The organism is Serratia sp. LSHTC3, assembly GCF_057197125.1.
In genome coordinates this window covers 1,008,573-1,029,840 of record NZ_JBXUNP010000001.1, presented here as the reverse complement: position 1 = coordinate 1,029,840, position 21,268 = coordinate 1,008,573, and the positions used below count along the sequence as shown (strand labels likewise).

17 protein-coding genes are annotated in these 21,268 nt (G+C 61.6%); all 17 read right to left on the bottom strand.

Annotated features, from left to right (window positions below; genetic code table 11):
- Positions 1 to 87 precede the first annotated feature (87 nt).
- A complete protein-coding gene (locus AC2CGI_RS04890) occupies positions 88 to 1,173 on the bottom strand; it encodes an acyl-CoA desaturase (RefSeq protein WP_015378183.1) in 1,086 nt (361 codons plus the stop codon).
- Positions 1,170 to 2,252 (bottom strand): fatty acid desaturase family protein, encoded by a 1,083-nt coding sequence (locus AC2CGI_RS04885; protein ID WP_075684706.1) that lies wholly within the window; start codon positions 2,250 to 2,252, stop codon positions 1,170 to 1,172. The genes AC2CGI_RS04890 and AC2CGI_RS04885 overlap by 4 nt, the downstream gene beginning before the upstream one ends.
- Complete coding sequence (locus AC2CGI_RS04880; RefSeq protein WP_015378185.1) at positions 2,245 to 3,378, bottom strand: sterol desaturase family protein; 1,134 nt, start codon at positions 3,376 to 3,378, stop codon at positions 2,245 to 2,247. The genes AC2CGI_RS04885 and AC2CGI_RS04880 overlap by 8 nt, the downstream gene beginning before the upstream one ends.
- A complete protein-coding gene (locus AC2CGI_RS04875) occupies positions 3,375 to 3,992 on the bottom strand; it encodes a phosphatase PAP2 family protein (protein ID WP_015378186.1) in 618 nt (205 codons plus the stop codon). Before AC2CGI_RS04875 ends, AC2CGI_RS04880 begins: the two co-directional genes overlap by 4 nt.
- Positions 3,989 to 5,275, bottom strand: a complete 1,287-nt coding sequence (locus AC2CGI_RS04870; RefSeq protein WP_076740744.1) for a F390 synthetase-related protein — start codon at positions 5,273 to 5,275, stop codon at positions 3,989 to 3,991. The genes AC2CGI_RS04875 and AC2CGI_RS04870 overlap by 4 nt, the downstream gene beginning before the upstream one ends.
- On the bottom strand, positions 5,272 to 6,078 hold the full coding sequence (locus AC2CGI_RS04865; protein WP_015378188.1) for an MBL fold metallo-hydrolase: 807 nt from the start codon (positions 6,076 to 6,078) through the stop codon (positions 5,272 to 5,274). Before AC2CGI_RS04865 ends, AC2CGI_RS04870 begins: the two co-directional genes overlap by 4 nt.
- Complete coding sequence (locus tag AC2CGI_RS04860; RefSeq protein WP_075684704.1) at positions 6,071 to 7,087, bottom strand: NAD-dependent epimerase/dehydratase family protein; 1,017 nt, start codon at positions 7,085 to 7,087, stop codon at positions 6,071 to 6,073. Before AC2CGI_RS04860 ends, AC2CGI_RS04865 begins: the two co-directional genes overlap by 8 nt.
- Positions 7,084 to 8,091: a 3-oxoacyl-[acyl-carrier-protein] synthase III C-terminal domain-containing protein gene (locus AC2CGI_RS04855; RefSeq protein WP_021504017.1), complete on the bottom strand. Its 1,008-nt coding sequence runs from the start codon at positions 8,089 to 8,091 to the stop codon at positions 7,084 to 7,086. The genes AC2CGI_RS04860 and AC2CGI_RS04855 overlap by 4 nt, the downstream gene beginning before the upstream one ends.
- A gap of 276 nt (positions 8,092 to 8,367) precedes the next feature.
- The gene (narI, locus tag AC2CGI_RS04850) at positions 8,368 to 9,045 is read right to left on the bottom strand and encodes a respiratory nitrate reductase subunit gamma (protein ID WP_015378190.1); all 678 of its coding nucleotides are present in this window, start codon (positions 9,043 to 9,045) and stop codon (positions 8,368 to 8,370) included.
- Between the two features lie 2 nt (positions 9,046 to 9,047).
- Complete coding sequence (narJ, locus tag AC2CGI_RS04845; protein WP_015378191.1) at positions 9,048 to 9,770, bottom strand: nitrate reductase molybdenum cofactor assembly chaperone; 723 nt, start codon at positions 9,768 to 9,770, stop codon at positions 9,048 to 9,050.
- The gene (gene narH, locus AC2CGI_RS04840) at positions 9,767 to 11,311 is read right to left on the bottom strand and encodes a nitrate reductase subunit beta (protein WP_021504019.1); all 1,545 of its coding nucleotides are present in this window, start codon (positions 11,309 to 11,311) and stop codon (positions 9,767 to 9,769) included. The genes narJ and narH overlap by 4 nt, the downstream gene beginning before the upstream one ends.
- Positions 11,308 to 15,069, bottom strand: a complete 3,762-nt coding sequence (locus AC2CGI_RS04835) for a nitrate reductase subunit alpha (protein WP_015378193.1) — start codon at positions 15,067 to 15,069, stop codon at positions 11,308 to 11,310. Before AC2CGI_RS04835 ends, narH begins: the two co-directional genes overlap by 4 nt.
- 455 nt (positions 15,070 to 15,524) lie before the next feature.
- Complete coding sequence (locus AC2CGI_RS04830) at positions 15,525 to 17,384, bottom strand: carbohydrate binding domain-containing protein (RefSeq protein ID WP_021504020.1); 1,860 nt, start codon at positions 17,382 to 17,384, stop codon at positions 15,525 to 15,527.
- An 11-nt stretch (positions 17,385 to 17,395) separates the two neighbouring features.
- Positions 17,396 to 18,139 carry a glycosyltransferase family 2 protein gene (locus tag AC2CGI_RS04825; protein WP_015378195.1) on the bottom strand — a complete coding sequence of 248 codons (744 nt, stop codon included), beginning with the start codon at positions 18,137 to 18,139 and terminating at the stop codon, positions 17,396 to 17,398.
- Positions 18,140 to 18,146: 7 nt separating this feature from the next.
- Positions 18,147 to 19,202: a glycosyltransferase family 4 protein gene (locus AC2CGI_RS04820; protein WP_076740743.1), complete on the bottom strand. Its 1,056-nt coding sequence runs from the start codon at positions 19,200 to 19,202 to the stop codon at positions 18,147 to 18,149.
- 1 nt (position 19,203) lies between these two features.
- Entirely contained in the window at positions 19,204 to 20,109 is a 906-nt protein-coding gene (locus AC2CGI_RS04815; protein WP_004934661.1) for a glycosyltransferase family 2 protein, read from the bottom strand.
- A 3-nt stretch (positions 20,110 to 20,112) separates the two neighbouring features.
- Entirely contained in the window at positions 20,113 to 21,267 is a 1,155-nt protein-coding gene (locus AC2CGI_RS04810; protein WP_015378197.1) for a hypothetical protein, read from the bottom strand.
- Position 21,268 lies beyond the last annotated feature (1 nt).

Sequence of the window (21,268 nt, the reverse complement as noted above, 5' to 3'; positions counted from 1 at the left end):
TTGATTCACAGGGGGAAAGTCTACTGGAAGGGTAAATGTCGTTCAATTAGTGAACTGCGTAACACCTCGCATAACCCGCATGCAACGCTAGTGCGGCTTGCGCCCCATCGCGCTGAGGAAACGCTGCTGCAGGCGCAACAGCTCCTCCAACTCCAGCAGGCGGTAGTCGATGCCGAAACGCGGCGCCACCTCGCCGATAATGCGGCTCAGCGCCGGGTAATGGCGGTGGCTCCAGTGCGGGAACAGATGATGCGTCAAATGCAGGTTCGCCCCGCCGAGCCAGTACCCCAGCCAGCGCGGCCGGGTCAGCCAGTCGAAGGTAGTGGCGAACACATGATGATACCAGCCGTGCGGCATTGCGCCTTGTTCTGGCGCCTGGTAGAAGTTGGCCTTGGCCCAGTGGGTGCCGATGATGAGCATCACGAACAGCAGTGAAGAAAGCATCTGGCTCAGCAAATAGACCAGCAGGATTTGCCCGATGCCGATAGCCGGCGGCAGCAGCCAGCACGGGATCGCCAGCGCCAGCAGCAGGTGCGCCGCCTTCCCCGCCAGAAACCCGATCCAGCCACGCACGCCCTGCTGCGCCATGCGCGCCGCCACGCGGGTGCGGCCCGCCCTGTCCAGCCAATCGAACAGCCAGATGTAGTACGGAAAAGTCAGCGCCGCCACCAGCGGCCAATAGTAACGCTGCGCGCGCATAAAGGGCCGCCAGCGCTGGAACGGCGTTTGCCGCAGCACGCCGTTGGCGTCGATGTCGGGATCGTAATGTTCGATATTGTTATGGGCATGATGGAACAGCACGTGCCGCACGCGCCAGCAGTCGGGATCCAACCCCAGCGGCACGCTCACCAGGGCGTTCAACCCGCGGTTGGCCCAGGGGCGACGGAAAAATGCGTTGTGCGAGGCGTCGTGCACCACGTTTACCGTCAGGAACATGCCGATAAAGATAAAACCGAAATAGCAGGCGAAAAACGCCCAGCCGTTCTGCTGTTGCAGGCTCAGCCCGTAACACAGGCCGCACAGCGCCAGCAGCAGCGCGACCTTCGCCAGCATGCCGCCGTCGGCGAAACGGTGATCGCCGTTGGCCGCCAGATAATGCTGGGCGGCCTGCATCAGCGCGCGGTGCAACCCGCTGTCGTCGCGCCGATAGGCTAACGGACGCAGCGGTTTCACGGCTGCCCCATAAGGCGTAAGAAGCGCTGTTGTTGCGCCAGCAGTTCGCGATAGCCGATGCAGCGATACGCCATGCCGTGCCGCTGCGCCACCTCTGCCACCGCCGCGGCCAGCGCCGGGTAATGGCGATGATTCCAGCCGGGAAACAGGTGATGGGTCAGGTGATAGTTCAGCCCGCCGGTCAGATGCTCCAGCCAGCGCGGTTCGGGCTGCCAGTCGCAGGCGGTGGCGAAATTGTGCCGATACCAGCCTTGCGGCATGCTGTCGCCCGTCGGCGCCGGGTAAAACTCGGCCTGCGCCCAATGGGTGCCCAGCAGCAAGAACACCACCAGCAGCGAGGCGCACATCTGGCTGAGCGCGTAGGCCAGCAGCACCCAGCCCCAGCCGATGCCGTGCAAGTGGCCCACGACCAGCGGCGCCACCAGCACCAGCGCCAGATGCGCGAGCTTGCACAGCACGAACAGCGTCCAACCGCCGCGTCCCGCCAGCACGCGTTTTTCCCGCAGCGGCGTTTTATCGAGCCGATCGGACCAATCGAAAATCCACGCGATGTAAGGCAAGGAGAGCGCGGCGATCAGCGGCCAGTACAGATGCTGATAACGCATATGCGGTCGCCAGCGCTGGAACGGTGTCTGGCGGAAAAAACCGTTCTCTTCGGTATCCAGATCGTAGTGTTCGACGTTGGCGTAAACGTGGTGGTAATCCACATGCCGCGTGCGCCAGTAGTCCGGATCGACGCCCAGCGGCAGCGTCACCAACCGCCCCACCAGCCGATTGGCCCAGGGCGCACGCAGGAAAGCGTTATGCGAAGCATCGTGGTTGACGTTGACGTTAAGCAGCATGCCCATAGTCACGAACAGGAAATAGCAGAGGAAAAACGCCCAGGGCTGATGCTGCAGCAGGCTCAATGCGTAAAACCCGACGCACAACGCCAGCAACAGCGCGGCCTTGGCCAACCGCGCGGCATCGGCATAGCGATGATCGCCCGCCAGACAGGCGTGGGCCGCGCGCTTAAGATCGCGGTGGAAGGCCTGTTCGCCATCGGCGGGAAAACGCAGCGGCGGCAATGATTCAGCCATGCGGTTCCTCCACGGCGGCCGGTGCGGCCACCCGTCCCCAGCCCAGCGCGACGCACAGGGCATGCAACGCCACGGCGGCCATGGCGATATGCCAATAGCGCTGCGGCCAACCGAGATAGCCGATAAACAGCAGCGGCATGCCCAGCGCGACCAGCAACCAGACGGCGCTCGCCCAAGGTCGCCCTTCCGTCATGCCGCCCAGCGCCACCGAGCCCAACGCCAGCAACACCAGCAGCGCCATTTGCGGCCAGTTGATGTCGCCGTAGCCGTAACCGTATTGGTAGACGTAACCGACCACCAGCGAGAACAACAGCATGGCGCCGCTGAATACGCTGAGCGCCGAACGGCGGTCGCGTGGCCGGCCCGGCGCCGGGCGCCAGGCCAGACGGAAATAGCGCAGGAACGGCAGATTGCTCGCCCAGAACGGGTTGGCGGACGGCCTGTCGCCGCCGACGCCATAGCTGAACGGCGTGCTCGGCAATGCCGGGCAGAAGGTGCCGAACAGCTTGTCCCAGAAGATAAAGCTGCCGCCGAAGTTCTTATTGGAATAGGCCATATCCTTGACGTGATGCACCCGGTGATGCGCCGGCGTGACCAGGATTTTTTCCAGCACGCCAAGCTTCGGCGTCAGCGCGTTGTGATTAAACAGCTGGATGCTGTAGTGAAAAATAGAGACCGCAACAAACACCGACAGCGGCACGCCCGCCAGCGCCAGCAGCAAAAAGAACGGGATCGACGTCAACGACGAATACCAGGAGTTGCGCACCCCCAGCGACAGATTGAAATGCTCGCCCTGATGGTGCACCACGTGCACCGCCCACAGCAGGCGGAAACGATGGTGCAGACGGTGCAGCCAGTAGAAACCGAAGTCCCACGCCAGCAGGGCGAACAGCCACATCAACAGCGGCGGCCAGGCGTCCAGCAGCCCCAGGCTGAAATGCGCGGCCACGTAGCCGTAGCAGGTGATCTCCAACCCGCGGAACAGCCACAGCATGATATGGCCGGAGTTCAGGTTGAACACCAGATCGTGCCAGTTGACCGGCTCGCGACGCCCCCACTGCAGCGCCACCGCCTCGGCCACCACGATGAACAGCATGAACACTATCGGCAATGCCAGATCGCTCATCCCATTTCTCCTTTAACCACGCGCCGGCGCAGGGTGTTCATACGCAGGGCCAGCCAGCCGGCGAACAGCGCCAGCAGCGCGCCGCCGGCCAAATCGACAAACAAATGGCGGCGCAGTTGCAGAATCGAGAACGCGATCGCCGCGCCCCACAGCATCCACAGCGCCGTGCGCACTTTGCGCTCGCCGTCGCTCAGCGCCCACACCGCCAGCACCGTCAGCGCCATATGCAACGAAGGCAGGCAGTTCTGCGGCGAATCCACCTGGGTTAACGCCGCCAGCAGCTGCGCGCTGATCCCGACGCCATCGTTCTGCGGATAGGCCATGGTGGTCGGCCACAGCAGGTAAACCGCCCCGGCGCCCAGCGCGGTGAGCTGCATCGCCCGCGTCAGCCATGTGATCCGCGGCAGCGGCGCCAGCAGATAGCCCGCCGGGACAATGAGGAAGAACGACAGGTAGAGCCATATGGCCGTGGGGCTGAACGGGATCGCCCGGTCAAGCGCCGACGGCGGCAACAGGGTTCCCGCCCCCTGCAGGCGATCGGTCAGACTATACACCACCCCGACCGTCCCCCAGCCGAGCAACATGTGCCCTAGTCTGAACAGCGTATTTTTCATGCTACCTCCGCCTGGCGCACGATGCGCCGCCGCTTGCGATCGAACTGCGGCAGCACCGCCTGCGCCGTCAACCGCCATTCGAGGCGCTCGGTGGCGATGCCCTGGCGAGCGAACAGCGCGATCAGCTGCGCCTGACAATGCGCCAACGCCGCCGGGCTGCAATCGGCAATCAATTCCAACCGCCGTTCGCCGCGCTGGATCAGGCGGTAATCGCTGCTCAGCGGCAACGCATTGGCGATCGTTCGGCTGCAGGCATCGGCGAACACCGCCTGCGGTTGCCGCTGCGCATCGGGCAGCATCAGTTGATCGTCGCGCCGCCCCTCGATACGGGCGATCGCCCGCGTCGGCTGCCCGCACGGGCAGGGTTCCTTGCGCAGCACCAACACATCATCCAGCCGATAACGCACGATCGGCTGCGTGCTGCGGGTAAAGTCGGTGATCAACGGCGTAAAACGCAGTTCGTCGATCCACTGAGGTTCGATATGCAAAAACTCTTCGTTCAGATGCAGCGTACCGTGCGCGCAGGTCGCGGCAAGAAATCCTTCGGTGGCCTGATACACTTCGCCGACCACCGGAAATACCTGCAGCAGCAGGCGGCGGTCCTGCTCTTCAAGCACCTCGGCCACCGAGATCGCTTTTTTGACCGGCAACCTCACCTGCCCGGCCAGCACCGCCAGCGCCAAGGCGCGCAGCACCTGCGCCGGGGCCACGATGATGCTGGGCGCCTGCCGTTCCAATGCGGGCAAATGCTCGCTGAACGGTGCCAGCAGATCGTAAAACGCCAGGCTCAGCCAACGGTTGTTCACGCTGTGATAGAGATTATTGTCCGCCCGCAGAAACAGCGCAACGCGCTCGCCGGCCAACAGACCGTCCGGCAGCATCTTCGCCAGCATGCCGCCGGCCCACACCTGCTGTTCGCGCGGGCTGACGACAAACACGCCGCGCTGCCCGGAGGTGCCGGACGACAATCCAACGCTGTAGCGCCCGATCTTCGGCGTGAAATCGCGATCCGCCTCGCTGCGCTGCGCGCAGGCCAGCACCGCATCGCGCTGCAGCCCGGCGGTGTTCATCCGGTCGAACTGCGCCATCATCAGCGCCTTGTCCATCTGCGGCCATTCGGCGAACGGCCGGCGGCTGAAGCCTTGAAAATAGGGGCTCTTGCTCAGCACCCGACGGGCAAAGCCCGCGAGCTGCCGGGCCTGATGCGCCTCCAGCGCCGCACGATCGCCAAAGCGCAGGCGCCGGGCGCGGAAATAGTGCCAAAGGGTCATGAACGGGATCACAGGTCCCCCTCGTGGCACAGCAAAATGTTGACCTGGCCGCCCGCCCACAGCTGGTTGAGCCGCTCCAGCGTGCGGGTGTACGCCACCGCGTCGTCCATCACCAGATTGGCCAAGCGCGAAGGCCCGCGCAGCGTCTGGTAACTCTTCGGCGACCAGGCGGCGTCGCTGGCCAGCAGCGTCCAGCCGGCGTCGGTGAGAATAAAGGCGCCGATATGGCCGGCCGCATGCCCCGGCAGCGGCACCAGCACGATCTGCCCTTCGCTGCCCGGCAGCGCATAGCCGCGCTCGAACGGCGCCAGCAGCGCAGGCAACGCCACCGAGGGAAAAGCTTCCATAAACTGCAGGTTGCTCTCGAAATCTGCCGGGATCAGACCGGGAATAAAGGCGCGCTTCAGCGCCGCGAAACCGCGCAGCCCGCGGGTTTGCTGCCAGCCTTCGCCGGAGCAAATAAAGTCGAGTTGGCTGAAATCCTGCAGCCCGGCGATGTGATCGGCGTGAAAATGCGAGACGATCAGCGCCTGAATATCCCCCTCGGCGTAACCGGCGGCGCGCAGCTGATGCGCCAACGACTCGGCGGGATCGAAATAGACCGGCGTCATGCGGCGATAAAGGCTGAACACCCCCGACTGCGTGTGCTGCTGAAAATAATGCGCGTAGCCGGTATCCCACAGCCAGCGGCGCTCCCCCACCTCCAGCAGATAGGCGCGCGCCGGGAATTTGCATACCCGGAACCCGGCGCCGCGCAGCGCCATGCAGCCGATATGCGTGCAATAGCCCACTTCAAACACGGTGACCTTAGCCATGCTGTCCGCCTCCTTGCCGCCGCAACCACTCGCCGGTCAGGCGAATGCCCTCTTCCATCGAATAACGCGGCTGATAGCCCAGCTCTTCGATCGCACGGGTCTGGCTCAGCGTCATGTCAAAATGCACCGCCGCCACGCTGTAGCGCGTCAGCAGCGGTTCCTTGCCGCTCAGCGTCGCCCACAGCTCCATGCCGCCGGCCAGCGTATGCAGCAACGGATAGGGCACGGCCTGCAGCCGGTAGCGCAGCCCCAGTTCCTGACGCAGCAGCGCATCCAGCATCTCCGCCAGCCGCTGCGGCTGGTGATTGGTAATGTTGTAAACGGTGCCGGACGGCAACCCGCGCTGCCGGCTGGCCAGGTCCATCGCGTGCACCACGTTGGGGGCGAAGGTCAGGTCCAGCAGCGCTTGCCCGCCGCCGGGCAGCCGCAGCACGCCGCGATCGCGTTCGAGCTGCTGCAACAGCCGCGGCACGATCACCCGATCGTGCGGGCCAAACAGGCCGCGCGGCCGCAGCATAATGTAGGTGGTTTGCGGGTAGATCTTCGCCTGCGCCAACAGGCGTTGTTCAGCCGCATACTTGCTGGCGGCATAGTGATTGGCGAAGCGCCGGGCGCGGTAACCTTCGTCAAGATCGTAATGCGGCTGAAAATCGAAGTAGATTGCCGGCGTGGAGATATGCACAAAGCGCCGCACGCCGCAGCGCCCCGCCGCCTCCGCCAGCCTCTCCGTCGCCGCGGCGTTGATGCGGTGAAACTCCGCTTTGCCGCCCCAGGGTGAAGACTTGGCCGCACAGTGCCACACCCACTCGCAGTCGGTGACGAGCTGCCGGCACTGCTGCGGCGTGGCCTGCGCCAGATCGAGCGCACAAAACTCGGCGCCCAGCCGACACAACGCTGCGCCGGCCCGCTCGTCGCGGCCGGTGGCGCGCACCTGATGTCCGGCCTCCAGCAGCCACTGCGCCGCGTTGCGTCCCAGCCCGCTGGTCGCCCCGGTGACCAGCACCCTCATGGCAGCAACACCATGCCGGCCAGCGCCAGCCCGGCGGCGGTGCCGATCAGCATCACCGGCTGGCCGGGGTTGAAGCGCCCGGTGGTCACGGCGGCATGCAGCGCCGTCGGGATGGACGCCGCCACCTGATTGCCATGATGGCGGTAGATATCCACCAGCGCCTCGCTGGAGACGTGCAGCCGTTTGCGCATATGTTCGAGCGACAGATGGCTGGCCTGATGCGGCACCACGGTGGCGATCTGCCCCAGGGTCAGGCCGCTGGCGCTCAGCAGCCGATCGAGGTAACCCTCAATCAGCGCCGACGCCTGGCGGAACAGCGGCTTGCCCTGCATATGAAACAGGAAGTCTTGCTCGCACATGCCGGCGCGCGGGTTGCGACGCGTGCCGCCGGCGCGGATCTCGCACAGTTCGCTGCCGGCGGGGTAGGTTTCCACCAGGCTGGCGAGGATGCCGCTGGCGCCGTCGCCGCGCTCCACGATGGCGCAGGCCGCGCCGTCGCCGAAGATCAGCGACGACTCTTCGTGCTGCCAGTCGATGCCGCGTGAAGCGAGATCCGCCGAGACGATGGCGATGCGTCGATACGTTCCGGCGTTCAGCAGCCCCGCCGCCACCTGCAGCGCAGAGATAAAGCTGACGCAGCTGCTGTTGATGTCGAAGCCCGGCGTGCCCGGCGCCAGTCCCGCCACCTTGAGAATATGCGCGGCGGTGCACGGCAGCGCCTGCACCGAAATCGCCGAGGCGGAGATCAGCAGATCGATCGAGTCTGCCGGAATGGCGCGGCGAGCCAGCGCATCTTGCAGCGCGGCGGCGGCGAGTTCGGCCTGGCTGGCATCGTCGGCGGCGTGATAGCGGTAAACGATGCCCGAGCGTTTTTCAACGTAGCCGGCCGGTTTCCCCAGCCGAGCGTCGAGCGCAGAGGACGCCACGCGGTTAGGCGGCAACGCGGCCCCGGTGGCGATGATTTTCAGAGGCAGCAGCTCGGGTGAGCGAAATTGTGTGGTCATTATTGTTATTGATTAACCTGACTATCCATAAAGCGATTCTCCCGCACGACGCGAAGGCCACGCGGATCATCCCCGGTTTTTATGTCCCAAAATGCCTTTCATCAAGGCGGTATCTCTTGTTATCGGCTACCACGGGCCGACGTCCGTCGGCGCAAGCATAAGCGTAACATGACTGAGATATTCAGTTTACGACAAGGCGGGGAGAATGGGCAGACGGCGGGCGAATTATCGGAATAGCGCCGCCGCTGGCGATCAGCGGCGGCGGCGGGGTCAGACTCAGCGGCGGTTGCGCACCAGCTGGTAACGGCGTGTCAGGTACTCTACCGGCGCACTCCAGATATGCACCAGGCGGCAGAACGGGAACAGCACGAACAGCGTCATGCCCAGCACCATGTGCAGCTTGAAGATAAGCGCCACCCCTTCCAGGTGCGCAGAAGCGCCGGCGTGGAAGGTCACCACCGCCTGCGCCCAGGCCACCAGCTTCATCATTTCGCTGCCGTCCATATGCTGGGCGGAGAACGGAATGGTCAGCAGGCCGAGACACACCTGCACCACCAGCAACGTCAGGATCAGGATGTCGGCGAAGCTGCTGGTGGCGCGCACCCGCGGGTTGGCCAACCGGCGTTTGAGCAACAGCGCGCCGCCGATCAGCGTCATCAGGCCGCAGGCGCCGCCGGCGATCATCGCCAGCTTCTGCTTCACGTCGATCGGCAGAAAGGCCTCATACATCCAGTGCGGCGTCAGCATGCCGAGGAAATGGCCCGCGAAGATGCCGATAATGCCGATGTGGAACAGGTTGGACGCCAGCCGCATGCCTTTTTTATCCAGCATCTGGCTGGAGCCGGCGCGCCAGCTGTATTGCCCGTAGTCGTAGCGCAGCCAGCTGCCGATCAGGAACACCGCGCCGGCCAGATAAGGGTAGATGTCGAAGAAGAACTGATTCAAAAATTGCATGATTAGCGTCCTTTGGTTCCGGTTAACGCATCCGTCAGGTCCAGATACTGTGGCGCCACCGCGCCGGCGAAGCGCCGCTGGTGCACCGTCTGCTGGGCGGAGGCGCAGCCCTGCTCGCCGAGAAATTTGACCTGCTCCTCTTCCCATACCGCATCCAGCGCCTGCGGCGTATCGTCGCGCGCCTCTTGCGCCACCTGCGTCTTCAGCGCCTGCGCCTGCGCATCGCTGCCGGACAGCGCCAACAGCAGATCGAACAGCACCGCATACGGGCTTTCGCGCTGCTGCAAGCGCGCGCCCAACAGCGCCAGGATCGGCGCAATGTCCTGCAGCCCTTCCCGCGCCTGCGCCGCGCTGCGGCTGGCCAGATACTCCAGATACAGTGGCAGGAAATCCGGCAGCTCGCGGCTGTCGATCTCCAGCCCGGCGGCTCGGTACTGCGCCATCAGGTCAACCATCGCCTGGCCGCGATCGCGCGATTCGCCGTGCACGTGTTCAAACAGCAGCAGCGAAGTGGCGCGGCCGCGATCGAACAGTTCGCAATAATCGGCCTGCGCGTCCAGCAACGGGCGCGCACACAGGCGGCGGATAAACAGAATCAGCTGCGCGCTGTGGCGCAGATCCAGCTCGCTGGCCGGCTCCAATGCTTCGATCAGCGCCTGCTGATGGTCAAACAGCGCCTGCTCCGGGTAATCCAGCAGGCGGGCGATCACTTTCAGGCTGATCATGAGGCGTCCTCCGGCCGCGCGGTTTTCGCGGTCACGTCGATGGCGTCAATGCGGCGGCTGTTGAACAGGTTGAACTTGCCGTCGCTGCCATGGCAACCGTCGCCGAAGCTGAAGCCGCAGCCTTTGCTTTCCGGGAAGGCTTCGCGCGCCAGCTCGCGGTGGCTCGACGGCACCACGAAGCGATCTTCATAGTTGGCGATCGCCAGGTAGCGATACATTTCCTGCGCCTGCGCTTCGCTTAACCCAACCTGCTCCAGCGCGCTGGTGTCGACCACGCCGTCGACGGTTTCCGCCCGTTTGTAATGGCGCATCGCCAGCATGCGCTTCAGCGCCAACAGCACAGGTTCGGTATCGCCGGCGGTCAGCAGGTTCGCCAGATACTGCACCGGGATGCGCAGGCTCTCGACGTCCGGCAATACGCCGCTGTGCGCCAGTTCGCCGGCATCGGCGGCGGACTGAATCGGCGACAATGGCGGCACGTACCACACCATCGGCAGCGTGCGGTATTCCGGATGCAGCGGCAGCGCCAGCTTCCAGTCCATCGCCATTTTGTACACCGGCGACTGCTGAGCGGCTTCAATGACGCCCTGCGGCACGCCGTCCGCCAGCGCCTGGGCAATCACCTTCGGATCATGCGGATCGAGGAAGATATCGAGCTGGCTCTGGTACAGATCCTTGTCGCTCTCCACCGCCGCCGCCTGCTCGATGCGATCGGCGTCGTACAGCAGCACGCCGAGGTAGCGAATGCGGCCGACGCAGGTTTCCGAACACACCGTCGGCTGCCCGGCTTCGATGCGCGGGTAGCAGAAGATGCACTTCTCGGACTTGCCGCTCTTCCAGTTGAAGTAGATTTTCTTGTACGGGCAGCCGGTCAGGCACATGCGCCAGCCGCGGCACTTGTCCTGGTCGATCAGAACAATGCCGTCTTCGCCGCGCTTGTAGATCGCCCCGCTCGGGCAGGTGGCGACGCAGGCCGGGTTGAGGCAGTGCTCGCACAGGCGCGGCAGGTACATCATGAAGGTGTTTTCGAACTGGCCGTACATCGCCTTCTGCAGGTTGTCGAAATTTTTATCCTGCGAGCGTTTTTCGAATTCCCCGCCGAGGATCTCCTCCCAGTTCGGGCCGCTTTCGATCTTGTTCATGCGCTGGCCGGTGATCAGCGAGCGCGGGCGTGCTACCGGCTGGTGTTTGCCCTGTTTGGCTGTGTGCAGATGCTGGTAGTCGTAATCGAACGGCTCGTAGTAGTCGTCCAGCGCCGGCACGTCCGGGTTGGCGAAGATTTTCGCCAGCACGCCGACGCGGTTGCCCATGCGCGGCTCCAGCTTGCCGTTGATTTTACGGATCCAGCCGCCCTTCCATTTTTCCTGATCTTCCCAGGCGTGCGGATAGCCGACGCCGGGTTTGCTTTCCACGTTGTTGAACCAGGCGTATTCCATGCCTTCGCGGCTGGTCCAGACGTTCTTGCAGGTGACCGAACAGGTGTGGCAACCGATGCACTTGTCCAGATTCAGCACCATGCCGACTTGCGAACGAATTTTCATTTGTGGTTCTCCTGCTGACTGCCCTGCGCGTAGTCGTTGCCTTCATCGTCCAACCAATCAATACGGTTCATCTTGCGCACCACCACGAACTCGTCGCGGTTGGAACCGACGGTGCCGTAGTAGTTGAAGCCGTAGGCCAACTGCGCATAGCCGCCGATCATGTGGGTCGGCTTCGGACAGGCGCGGGTCACCGAGTTGTGGATGCCGCCGCGTTGGCTGGTGATCTCCGAGCCCGGCAGATTCACGATGCGCTCCTGTGCGTGGTACATCATGGTCATGCCGGCCGGGATACGCTGGCTGACCACCGCGCGCGCCGTCAGCGCGCCGTTGGCGTTGAAGGCCTCGATCCAGTCGTTGTCCGCGATGCCCAGATCTTTGGCGTCGTCTTCGCTCAGCCAGACGATCGGCCCGCCGCGCGACAGCGTCAGCATCAGCAGGTTGTCGCTGTAGGTGGAGTGGATACCCCACTTCTGGTGCGGCGTCAGGAAGTTCAGCGCCTTCTCCTTGTTGCCGTTCGGCTTGCTGTTGAGCAGCGGCTGCGCGGCGCGGGTGTCGATCGGCGGCCTGTACGCCAGCAGGCTTTCGCCGAAGGCGCGCATCCACTCGTGATCCTGATACAGTTGCTGACGGCCGCTGAGGGTGCGCCACGGGATCAGCTCGTGCACGTTGGTGTAGCAGGCGTTATAGGAGACATGTTCGTCTTCCAGGCCGGACCAGGTTGGGCTGGAGATGATTTTGCGCGGCTGCGCCTGAATGTCGCGGAAGCGAATTTTCTCGTCTTCCTTGTTCAGCGCCAGATGCCGGTGATCGCGGCCGGTGACGTTGCTCAGCGCTTCCCAGGCTTTCACCGCCACCTGGCCGTTGGTTTCCGGCGCCAGCGACAGGATCACTTCCGCCGCGTCTATCGCGCTCTCGATCTTCGGCCGCCCCGCCGCCGGGCCGTCGGCCTTGACGTAGTTCAGCTGCTTGAGGAAATCGACCTCGGTCTGGGTGTTCCAGCTGATGCCCTTGCCGCCGTTGCCCAGTTTGTCCATCAACGGCCCCAGGGAGGTAAAACGCTCGTAGGTGGCCGGATAATCGCGCTCCACCGCGATGATGTGCGGCGCGGTTTTGCCGGGGATCAGTTCGCACTCGCCTTTCTTCCAGTCCTGCACGCCGTAAGGCTGCGCCAGCTCGGCGGCGGAGTCGTGCTGAATAGGCAAGGTCACCACGTCGGTTTCCTGGCCCAGATGGCCGACGCACACCTCGGAGAAGGCTTTGGCGATGCCCTTGTAGATTTCCCAGTCGCTCTTCGAATCCCAGGCCGGATCGACCGCCGCCGACAGCGGATGAATGAACGGGTGCATGTCGGAGGTGTTCATGTCGTCTTTTTCGTACCAGGTGGCGGTCGGCAGCACCACGTCGGAATACAGGCAGGTGCTCGACATGCGGAAATCGAGCGTCACCACCAGATCCAGCTTGCCTTCGCCGCCCTGCTCGCGCCATTCCACTTCCTGCGGCTTCACGCCGCCCTGCTGGCCGAGATCTTTCCCCTGGATGCCGTTCTCGGTGCCCAACAGGTATTTGAGCATGTATTCATGACCCTTGCCGGAAGAGCCCAGCAGGTTGGAGCGCCAGACGAACAGGTTGCGCGGGAAGTTCTGCGGATTGTCCGGCTGCTCGGCGGCAAAGCCCAGCGCGCCGCTCTTCAGGCTGTCGACGGTGAACTCGACCGGCGATTGGCCGGCGGCGCGGGCCTGCTCCGCCAGGCGCAACGGGTTAGCGCCCAGCTGCGGCGCCGACGGCAGCCAGCCCATGCGCTCCGCGCGCACGTTGAAGTCGATCAGGCTGCCGCCGAAGCGCGATTTGTCCGCCAGCGGCGACAGCAGCTCATCGGCGCCGACGGTTTCATAGCGCCATTGGCTGGAATGGTTGTAGAAGAACGAGGTGCTGTTCATATGGCGCGGCGGGCGTTGCCAGTCGAGGCCGAACGCCAGCGGCAGCCAGCCGGTTTGCGGCCGCAGTTTTTCCTGGCCGACGTAGTGCGCCCAGCCGCCGCCGCTCTGGCCGACGCAACCGCAGAAGATCAGCATATTGATCAGGCCGCGGTAGGTCATGTCCATGTGATACCAGTGGTTGACGCCGGCGCCGACGATGATCATCGAACGGCCGTGGGTCTTCTCGGCGTTTTGCGCGAATTCGCGGGCAATGCGGATGATGTTATGGCGCGACACGCCGGTGATCTGCTCGGCCCAGGCCGGGCTGTAAGCCTTGACCTCGTCATAGTCGGCGGCGCAGTTGGCGTCGCCCAACCCGCGCTCCAGGCCGTAGTTAGCCAGCGTCAGATCGTACACGCTGGTCACCAGCGCTTCGCTGCCGTCCGCCAACTGCAGGCGTTTCACCGGCAGTTTGTGCAGCAGGATCTCGTCCAGCGCCACGCTGTTGAAATGCTCGCTGTCGGCGCCGCCGAAGTACGGGAAACCCACCTCGGCAACGTCGTCATGCATGCCCAACAGGCTGAGTTGCAGCTCGACTTCCTGTTGCGACTTGCCTTCGCGCTGCTCCAGGTTCCACTTGCCCTTCTCGCCCCAGCGGAAGCCGATGGAGCCCTGCGGCGCCACCAGCTCGCCGCTGCGGCTGTCGATAGCGACGGTTTTCCATTCGGGGTTGTTTTCCTGGCCCAGCCCGTCCACCAGATCGGCGGCGCGCAACAGGCGGCCGGCGGCGTAGTGGCCGCCTTCACGCGGCTCGAGCAGCACCAGCATCGGCATGTCGGTATAGCGACGCACATAGTCGCGGAAGTAGCCAACTTCGCGATCGAGATGGAACTCTTTCAGCATCACGTGGCCCATCGCCAGCGCCATCGCGCTGTCGGTGCCCTGCTTCGGATTCAGCCAGTGGTCGCACAGCTTGGCGACTTCGGCATAGTCCGGCGTCACCGCCACGGTTTTGGTGCCCTTGTAGCGCACTTCGGTAAAGAAGTGGGCGTCCGGGGTGCGCGTTTGCGGCACGTTGGAGCCCCAGGCGATAATGTAAGAAGAGTTATACCAGTCGGCGGACTCCGGCACGTCGGTCTGCTCGCCCCAGGTCATCGGCGAAGCCGGCGGCAAATCGCAATACCAGTCGTAGAAGCTCAGGCAGGCGCCGCCGATCAGCGACAGGTAGCGGGCGCCGGCGGCGTAGGACACCATCGACATCGCCGGGATCGGCGAGAAGCCGATAATGCGGTCCGGGCCGAAGGTTTTGGCGGTGTAGACGTTGGCGGCGGCGATCAGTTCATTGACCTCCTGCCAGCTGGAGCGGACGAAACCGCCGCGGCCGCGCGCCACCTTGTAGCTCTTGGCTTTTTCCGCATCGCCGACGATAGAGCCCCAGGCTTCGACCGGATCGCTGTGCTGCGCTTTCGCTTCGCGCCACAGCTTGAGCAGGCGCTTGCGCATCAGCGGGTATTTCAGCCGGTTGGCGCTGTACAGGTACCAGGAGTAGCTGGCGCCGCGCGGGCAGCCGCGCGGTTCATGGTTGGGCAGATCGGGGCGGGTGCGCGGATAGTCGGTTTGCTGGGTTTCCCAGGTCACCAGACCATTCTTCACGTAGATCTTCCAACTGCAGGAACCGGTGCAGTTCACGCCGTGGGTGGAACGCACCACTTTGTCGTGCTGCCAACGGCTGCGGTAGCCGTCTTCCCAGTCGCGGTTGGTGTTCAAGGTCTGGCCGTGATCGCCAGAAAAAGGCTCCGCCAACTGCTTGAAATAGCGGAAACGGTCTAAAAATTTGCTCATCCGGAATGCTCCTGAAGGCTCTTGTCGTTATAAGAAGACATGCTCAATCTGCCGCCAGCCTACTGACGGCCAAGAGGCGGCAAATTGATTGCGATCAAGAGAAAGCGGGAGGCACCGCGCGCGTCGGCTGAGAAATACCACCAAAGTATAGGTGTGAAAAATTAAGTTAATTGATTGAATTAAAACGAGTAAAACAGAATATAGAGATAAAGGTGGGCAGGAGGGAGGCAAGGCGGGGTATTTGGGGGTAGGACGCGGGATAAACCTCCCGCGTCAGACTGTTGACACAGGGGGAAAAAGCGTGGTTTTTCCCCCTTTGTGGTGAGCGGCCGAAAATCAATAAATTGATTTTCCTTGTTTTTTATTTGGTGCTCTCTGCCAACCCGGCAAGGGTATAAGGTTTGTCATCAATCTCACGCGGGAGAAACCTCCCGCGTGATGCTAACTCGATGCTTTCAGCGTTGGAGCCACAGCGTCGCGGTGCCCACTGCGGGCAACGCCAGCGCGATCTCCGCACCCGCGCCCTGCTGCCGCCAGCCCGCCGGAAGGCGCAAGCGGGTGCTTCCCTCCCGATAGTAAGGATTGGCTACCAGCAGCAAGGCGCGATCGCCCAGAATAAACATCCGCGCCGGCATTTGCGGGTCGCTTCCCGCCAGCGGCGTCGATTTTCCCGTCAGCAGATAAGGGGTGAAGGCGGCGATTTGCTGCGACACGGCAGCCACACCACGCCAGGTGGCGTCAAACTCCCGTTGGTCGAAGCGGCCGGTTTTGCGTTTGTAAAACAGATCGGTATAAGAATAAAACAACAGCCCCTTGGCGCCGCCGATCAGCGCCTGCCAGGCCTGATTGCGGATTTCCGCCTCTGACGGCGGATGTGGCTTGCGGCGGGCGTCATAAGCGGCGTGATCCATGATTTGCATCACCACCCAGGCTCCGCGTGCCTGGCGGGCGGCCTGCACCGTCAGTGCGGTATAACGCGTGGTGCGCGTCAGATCGCTATCGTTCCCCACCGGATAAGGGTCGGTCGCCAAAATGTCGCTGCTGTTGAAGTGAGCGTCCAACTCCCCGGTTTTGTTCAGCACCTGGAAAGTCGGATGATCGCCGTCAAGTCGCTTTATTTGCAGGTTTTTTTCCTCGATTTTATCGAGATATTCCGGCCCCAGCTCATCGTTGATGTACCAGGCAAGCAGGTTGGGCTGAGAGCGCAAACGCTGCACGTACCAGGCAGTCAGCGCCGCGTAGTCGCCACCGCGGACGGCCGGCGCGAAGCGGCTGCCGCGGTACTGATCTTTGACGGAGTAAATGACCAACAGCCCGCGCTTGCGTGCGTTGCGGAAAAAGGCGTATGGATCTTTCTTTTCCCCGTAATCATAGTTCAGCACCGTGTTGAATCCCGCCGAGGCGATGCGCGCCAAATGCTCATCGGTAGCCACGTTGGCGTAAATGCCCAACGGGAAAAGCCGTTGACCGTCGCGCAGGGTAAAACCTTCGCTGTCGATCGCCACTTTGGCCGCAGGCTGCCCGACGCGAAAAGACAGCTCGCTGCCCTGAGCCTGGCGGGATTGTGGACCGGTAACCTGCTGACGCAGGCGGTATTCACCCTGGGCCAGGCCGGCCGGCGGTTGGTATTCGATACGGCGTTGTCCCTCAACCTGATAACGGTCGCGGCTACTGTGAACAACCTGCCCCTCGGCATTGAGCAATTCGCTGTCGACCTGCAAATGCTGCGGCTGCGAAGTGACGACCAGCGTGTCAACCTTCCCCTGCGCCGACGCGCCGAGCTGATATAACGCCGGCATAGACGCTCGAGCACAGGCATAGGCGTCGTCAAACCAGGCGGTACCGGTGCTCCCCTTACGCAGATAAACGCCAAAAGTGATTCGCGCCGCCTGCGGCGGCACGGTATAGCTGGCGTTCACCTGCCGCCAGCCGCTGTCGCCGGTTACCCCAGCCGGATAGCTGCCTTCCAGAAAGCGCCCCTGCGCATCAAAGCTCTGCAGATAAACCCCAGCGCCGCCGTCGCGGCTTTGCCCGCGTACACCGCGAGTCTTGAGCCAGACGCCGAAATCTATCGTCTGTCCGGGCACAACCTGCAGCGCCTGGTTGAAGGTACGGTATTGCGCTACATCTGCATTGTCATAACGCAGACTCCCCCTGCCACTGTGCGTATCGCCGTCGGCCTGCGCGCCCTGCGCTCGCCAGCCGCTGAGCCCCTGCTCAAAGCCGGGGTTGATCAACAGATTGGGTTGGCAGTTCTGCGCCAGAGCCGCTGCGCCCCACAAGGCGCAACAGCCCAGAGCCGCCCGCCGATACATCCCCCTCATGGTCATTTCCTTTTCACCACGGCATTGAACAGATAGGTGGCGAACAAATAGCAGGATTTCTGGTACGACAGCCCCAAATGCTGACGGTAAATCCGCCATTGCCAGTCCGCAGCGCGGATTTTGTTGCCCGACAGCGAATGAGTAGACAATCGGTAACAGGCCAGCGGTTCGGGAATGCAGTAGGCCAGGCCGTTACGCGCCTTCTGCAGCACCGCCAGCCACATCAAATAGTCCTCATGCCCCACTTTTTGCTGATACACCTTACCGATGCGCTTCTGGTTATAGATGCCGGTGAGATTGCCGATCCAGTTGCTTTTCAACATGTCCTGATAGCCGATAAGCTCATCCGCACCACGGGTGTTTTTGATCAACTTCAGATCGTCTTCGAAGGTGTAATAATGGGAACACACCACGTCATAGCGGCGGGTTTGCAAAATGCTCGCCTGGCGCGACAGCTTGTTGGGGAGCCATACGTCATCACTGTCGCAGAAAGCGATATAATCCCCGCTCGCCGCCTCAATGCCGATGTTGCGCGTTTCCGCCACGCCCTGGTTATGCTCATTGCGTATATAGGTGAGGCGATCGTGGATAAACGGCCGCACCACCTCGGCGGTGTTGTCGGTGGACGCATCATCGATCACATACAGGTGATAGTCGGTAAATTGCTGGTTCAGCACACCAAGAATCGATTCTTTGATTGAGTTTGCCGCGTTGTAGGCGGGCATTATCACGGATATCTTTTCCATTCGGTCCTCACTCAATGAGCTGTTGCCACTGGGGATAAATACGTTCGGGAGAAAAACGGCGAGACTTATCAAGCGCAGCGACAGAAAAGCGCTCGCGCAGAGCCGGATCGCGCATCAGTTCGAGCACGCCTTCGCTGAAGGCGGCGGCATCGTCATCGGGCACCAGATAGCCGTTGACGCCGTTGTCTATCAGCTCGGCCGGGCCGGTCTTGCAGTCGTAGGCCACCAGCGGCAGGCCGAAACTCATGGCTTCGATCAGCACCATCGGCAACCCCTCATAGCGCGACGTCATCACGTACAAACTGGCCTGGCGATAATAGGCCGCCACGTCGGCGGTGGCCGGCAGCAGGCTCACCTGCTGCTCCAGCCCGGCGCCTTCAATCTGCCGCCGCAGTGCGTCGCGCTCAAGGCCGTCGCCAATAATCAACAGCCGCCAATCCGGCATCTGCGCCGCCACCCCTCGCCACAGCGCGATCAGACGATCGAAGCCTTTCTGATTGCTCAACCGCCCCACCGCCAGCGCCACCTTTTCCTGCAGCGCCGGCGTCGGCGCCTGTGCGCCGAACGGCGAAACGTTCTCGATCACCCGGCATTTCCCGGCGCCCACCCAGCGAGCGATGGCGTCGCTATCTTGCCGCGTCAGGAAAATCACGCGATCGCTCAAGCGGTAAACCAACAACTTCAACCATTTAAATACGCGCGGATACTGGTGAAAGCTGACGTGTTCGCTCAATAACAGCCGGCTGCGGGCACAGAACAAACGTAGAAAAGGCGTCATCACCACCGACAGTTTTCCCATGGAAACGGTAATGATCACATCCGCGCGTTCACGCCGCAGAGCCAACGCCAGCCGCCATGGCCAGAACAGCGAATCGCCGCCGCCACAGCGTAACCGGACGTTGCTCGCCAGCGGAAAGAAGCTCCGTTCGCCACACAGCGAAAACACCGCCACCTCGTAATTCGGCAGACGCGCCAGCGCATTGGCCAAACCGCTGGCGACCCGTTCAGTGCCGCCCTTGCCCGCCATATTTTCGATGACGATGATTACCTTGCGTGCTTGCATATCATCTCCTGAATCCCTGGCGCACATTGCGCAACAGCCGGCCGCCAACCGAGAACAACCCCAGCCGCGTCAGACAATCGCCATACCATTTGATCATCTTGAACTTGCCGCTCAGGCTGTGCCGCACGATGCGCGACGAATAATAGTTGAACGCCTGGGCGTTTTCCGAATACAGCGAGGCCAGCAGGTGCTTGCAGGCGAATCCGCTGATATGGCGATCGCTGGGGCTGAGGAAGGTATTGATGAAGCGGTCGCTGGCCTCCAGATTAAGCTTCGCCGTCATGCGTCCGTAGCGCCCCACGTCGAGAAACACCCCGCCGCCGGCGTCATGCGCCACTTGCGCGCCCAAATTGGTGGCGTTGACCAGAAAGCCCCAATCCTGATGTTTGTTGAGAAACTCGGGAAATAAAAAGCGGCGATCGCTTTTTTTACGCATGCTGATGGTGGATGACCGAATATCACCCATTTCCAGAAAAAGAAAATCCTCACCGGAAGAACCGGATTTGTAGTGGAAATTGAAGTCGCGTACCGAATCACCACTCACCTCTGCATAATTACCGAAGATAATATCAATATGGCGATCTTCATGCTTCTTCATGCGGCGAATAATATAGTTGGTAGTGAAGTAATCATCCGAATCGAGAAAAAACACGATCTCCGATTGCGCTAAATTGGCGCCCAGGTTGCGCGATACCGCCGCATTGCTCTTTTGTTTTTTCTCATGCAGCATCACGTTGCTATTAGTCGCCGCTATCTGGCGAATATATTTGATATCATCCTCGTCAGAGCAATCATCAACCAAAATCACCTGATAGTCGAACCCTTGGCAAGCGTTGAAAATCCGCTTCAGAGTTTTAGGCAGGTAACGCGCACTATTATAAATAGGGATCACGATCGAGAAATCCATTTCTTAACCCTCCAACTTAGAATTTATCATTTCTTTTCCACGGCAAAGCAGCAATAACGACACGTTAAATACCGGGACCAAAAAATAGGTTTCCGTAAAAGTTGTTAGCAGGAAAACCACCACCACCCAGCGCATGAATCGACTCAGCCTGCGCATATTCCCCAACAGGTGAAAATAACAAAAAAGCATGACAACAGAGGCTATCCCACCAGCCGAATAAAACATGGCGATGAAGAAAAAATCGACCGGCTTATAGGGTTCGATATTCATGCCGAACAGCGGATTGGGTAGCCCCACCGCCTGAAACATCTGCCAGGAGAACCAGATGCGCCCGGTCAACGCCTGGTTCAACAGCGCGTCCAATGCCGGATTGTTCCCCCAGCGTATAACGCTGGCGAACTGAAAGCCTATGATAGCCAACGTCAGCGCAATGCAGACTTTTCTATTGGGGGTAAAACGCAGCAGCGGCGCCAGCCAAAACAGCAACAACATCAACAGCGCCAACATAAAACAGGTGCGGGAATAGGAATACATCAGCACCGGGATAATTAACGCCGACACCCCCAGTGAGGCGATATTTTTCATTCCACGCGTTAATTTTGCATGGTCGATCAGGCACAGCAGCATGGCGAACAAGGCAAAAGAATAATACGCCAAGGTGTTCGGGTTATCGAAACCCAGCGTTAATCTGTTGCCATAGCGCTCATCAAGATAAACAAATCCCTCGGTGTAAAAGGTATAGGGGATAACCATCAACAGCCCGGCAACCACAAAAGCGATAGCGAACATTTCAGCGCCGCGCACCATCTCGATGCGGCGGAATAAAATTATCACCGCCGAGCTGAATACCGCGCCAAAAAGGTAATCACCATGTCCGGTGGCGATATTAACCAGAAACAGCAGAACCAAAAAACCCGCAACCGCTTTTTCCGCCATCGTAGCGATGAAAAATGCATAGCCGACATAGAGCAACATTAGGGCATTAAGCCCCGTCACGGTTTTATTAATCAGCTCGCTGTTGAACGATCCCGAGGTCAGGAAAGTTTTCACGAAAAAGATCAACAGGAAGGTCAATATGATTGATTGATTGACCAAATCCCGCGACTGATTATAACCGACATTGGCATGCATGTGAAAATTGGAGGCGACTCTCTGCATA

Excerpts from the sequence above, each read along its gene's own strand:
- AC2CGI_RS04885 (WP_075684706.1), bottom strand. The coding sequence starts at position 2,252 with ATGGCTGAATCATTGCCGCCGCTGCGTTTTCCCGCCGATGGCGAACAG.
- AC2CGI_RS04880 (WP_015378185.1), bottom strand. The coding sequence starts at position 3,378 with ATGAGCGATCTGGCATTGCCGATAGTGTTCATGCTGTTCATCGTGGTG.
- AC2CGI_RS04875 (WP_015378186.1), bottom strand. The coding sequence starts at position 3,992 with ATGAAAAATACGCTGTTCAGACTAGGGCACATGTTGCTCGGCTGGGGG.
- AC2CGI_RS04865 (WP_015378188.1), bottom strand. The coding sequence starts at position 6,078 with ATGGCTAAGGTCACCGTGTTTGAAGTGGGCTATTGCACGCATATCGGC.
- AC2CGI_RS04860 (WP_075684704.1), bottom strand. The coding sequence starts at position 7,087 with ATGAGGGTGCTGGTCACCGGGGCGACCAGCGGGCTGGGACGCAACGCG.
- AC2CGI_RS04855 (WP_021504017.1), bottom strand. The coding sequence starts at position 8,091 with ATGACCACACAATTTCGCTCACCCGAGCTGCTGCCTCTGAAAATCATC.
- narI (WP_015378190.1), bottom strand. The coding sequence starts at position 9,045 with ATGCAATTTTTGAATCAGTTCTTCTTCGACATCTACCCTTATCTGGCC.
- narJ (WP_015378191.1), bottom strand. The coding sequence starts at position 9,770 with ATGATCAGCCTGAAAGTGATCGCCCGCCTGCTGGATTACCCGGAGCAG.
- narH (WP_021504019.1), bottom strand. The coding sequence starts at position 11,311 with ATGAAAATTCGTTCGCAAGTCGGCATGGTGCTGAATCTGGACAAGTGC.
- AC2CGI_RS04835 (WP_015378193.1), bottom strand. The coding sequence starts at position 15,069 with ATGAGCAAATTTTTAGACCGTTTCCGCTATTTCAAGCAGTTGGCGGAG.
- AC2CGI_RS04830 (WP_021504020.1), bottom strand. The coding sequence starts at position 17,384 with ATGTATCGGCGGGCGGCTCTGGGCTGTTGCGCCTTGTGGGGCGCAGCG.
- AC2CGI_RS04825 (WP_015378195.1), bottom strand. The coding sequence starts at position 18,139 with ATGGAAAAGATATCCGTGATAATGCCCGCCTACAACGCGGCAAACTCA.
- AC2CGI_RS04820 (WP_076740743.1), bottom strand. The coding sequence starts at position 19,202 with ATGCAAGCACGCAAGGTAATCATCGTCATCGAAAATATGGCGGGCAAG.
- AC2CGI_RS04815 (WP_004934661.1), bottom strand. The coding sequence starts at position 20,109 with ATGGATTTCTCGATCGTGATCCCTATTTATAATAGTGCGCGTTACCTG.
- AC2CGI_RS04810 (WP_015378197.1), bottom strand. The coding sequence starts at position 21,267 with ATGCAGAGAGTCGCCTCCAATTTTCACATGCATGCCAATGTCGGTTAT.